General features: G+C 65.2%; 2 protein-coding genes. Both read right to left on the bottom strand.

Annotated elements, in window-relative coordinates:
- Positions 1 to 605 (bottom strand): alpha-E domain-containing protein (locus JOZ00_RS18570; RefSeq protein ID WP_293346198.1); only part of this gene is annotated, 605 nt, incomplete at its 3' end.
- Positions 592 to 2,280 (bottom strand): circularly permuted type 2 ATP-grasp protein, encoded by a 1,689-nt coding sequence (locus tag JOZ00_RS18565; RefSeq protein WP_293346196.1) that lies wholly within the window; start codon positions 2,278 to 2,280, stop codon positions 592 to 594. The genes JOZ00_RS18565 and JOZ00_RS18570, both read right to left, overlap by 14 nt.
- Between the last annotated feature and the right edge of the window lie 202 nt (positions 2,281 to 2,482).

Here is a 2,482-nt window from a genome sequence, read left to right as displayed (position 1 = left end):
CGCAGGTAGGTGTCGTGCGCACCCGCCGAGCGCAACAACGTCACCCACGCCGGGGACGACGCGCTGTCCCCCACCCGCGACAACAGCAAGCGCACCGTCATGTCGACCCGTTCGATCGCCCGGCCGAGCACCATGAAGCGGTATCCGTCGTCGCGCGAGAGCGTCGAGTCGGCCAGACCGGCGAACATCGCCGCCCGGCCCTCGACGAACGACAAAAAGTCGTGCGGCCCAAGGCGTTTGGCGGCACGCTCGCGTTCGGGCAGGGCGTGGTAGGTGGTGTTGAGACACTCCCATATCTCGCTGGAAGTCACCTCGCGGGCCGACTTCGCGTTTTCCCGCGCGGCCGTGATGGCGTCGACGATGGAGCAGCCGCCCTGGGTGTTGGTGCTGTAGGCAACCAGATCGGTCAGCGACCACACGTCCAAGGTGTGCTCCGGCGGGTCGATGCCGAGCACCCGCAGCAGCAGCCGGGAGGCCTGGTCCGGGTCGACGCTCGAGTCCTCGAGCAGTTGGTGCAGCGCCACATCCAGAATTCGTGCGGTGTCGTCGGCGCGCTCGACGTAGCGGCCGATCCAGTAGAGCGCTTCTGCGTTACGTGCCAGCATGTCTACTTCGCCCTTTTTGTTGCTGTTGTTCGAGTTGCTCATGCTGGATCACCTCGGTGGGCTGCGGCTGCTGTGAGGTCAGCCGCGGCGACTCGTCCAGTGCCGGGTCGGGAATCGATTTCGGCAACGAACGCACCACCTCCGCGGCGCCGAGCTCGCGGTCGCCGGCTGCCGATCGCGGCGCCAACACCCAGGTGTCCTTCGAGCCACCGCCCTGGCTGGAGTTGACCACACGCGAGCCCTCGACCAAAGCCACCCGGGTAAGCCCGCCGGGCAGCACCCACACGTCGTTCCCGTCGTTGACCGCGAACGGCCGCAGGTCGACGTAGCGCGGCGCCAGCGAGCTGCCGATCTGCGTCGGCACGGTCGAAAGCTCCATCATCGGCTGCGCGATCCAGCTGCGCGGATCGTCGCGGACCTTCTTGCCGATGGCGGCCAGTTCCTTCTCGGAGGCATCGGGACCGAACACGATGCCGTACCCGCCCGATCCCTCGACCGGCTTGATCACCAACTCGTCCAGCCGGTCCAGCACCTCCTCGCGCTCGTCATCCAGCCAGCAGCGGAAGGTGTCCACGTTGGCCAGCAGCGGCTTCTCGCCGAGGTAGTACTCGATCATCGTCGGCACGTAGGTGTAGACGAGTTTGTCATCGCCCACCCCATTGCCGATCGAGCTGGAGATGACGACGTTGCCGGCACGGGCCGCGTTGACCAGACCCGCTACCCCCAGCACCGAGTCGGGACGGAACTGCATCGGGTCCAGGAACGCGTCGTCGATGCGCCGGTAGATGACGTCGACCTGACGCTCCCCCTCGGTGGTGCGCATGTACACCTGGTTGTCGCGGCAGAACATGTCGCGTCCCTCGACCAGTTCCACACCCATCTGGCGAGCCAGCAGCGAATGCTCGAAATACGCCGAGTTGTAGACACCCGGGGTCAGCACCACCACCGTGGGGTCGGCCTCGTTGGTAGCCGCGGAGTTGCGCAGCGCCCGCAGCAGGTGCGAAGCGTAGTCGTCGACCGCACGGACCCGGTGGGAGGCGAACAAGTTCGGGAAGACGCGCGCCATGGTGCGCCTGTTCTCCATGACGTAGGACACACCCGAGGGCGAGCGCAGGTTGTCCTCGAGGACGCGGAAGTTGCCCTTCTCGTCGCGGATCAGGTCGATCCCGGCGACGTGGATCCGCACCCCGTTGGGCGGGTGGATGCCCACCGCCTGGCGGTGAAAGTGCTCGCAGGACGTTATCAGCCGACGCGGGATCACCCCGTCGTTCAGGATCTCCTGGTCCCCGTAGATGTCGTCGAGATACATCTCGAGGGCCCTCACGCGCTGGGTGATGCCCCGTTCCAGCCGACTCCACTCGGCCGCCGAGATCACCCGCGGCACCAGGTCCAGCGGAAATGGGCGTTCCTGACCGGAGAGCGAAAATGTGATGCCCTGATCGATGAACGCGCGGGCGAGTGCTTCGGCGCGCGCCTTCAGGTCCGAGGCGTCAGATGGCGCAAGCTCGGCGTAGATGCCCTTGTAGGGTCCGCGAACGGCGCCCTGGGCATCGAACATCTCGTCGAACGCCAGCTCGTAAGCATCCGAAGAGGTGTTGTAACCGCCAAAGATGCGTTCGGCGCGTGCCGCGCGTAACCCACGTCTGCTCTCTGCAACTTGGTTCGTAAGACTCACTTTTCAGATGCTGCCTCAAATTGACGTTATGGCAGGCCACGAGTTCCCGTTTTGGGAGAAAACGTAACCGGCTGATAACCTGGGCAGTCGCTGTGGTGGTATCCGGCGCCCAGGACAACGAAGCAATCGTCGAATCGAAGAAGGAACTCGAGCGTGGCCAACATCAAGTCGCAGCAGAAGCGCAATCGCACCAACGAGCGCG

Source organism: Mycobacterium sp., from assembly GCF_019243155.1.
In the GTDB taxonomy this organism is placed as follows: domain Bacteria; phylum Actinomycetota; class Actinomycetes; order Mycobacteriales; family Mycobacteriaceae; genus Mycobacterium.
This window is presented reverse-complemented; position numbering and strand designations above follow the sequence as displayed.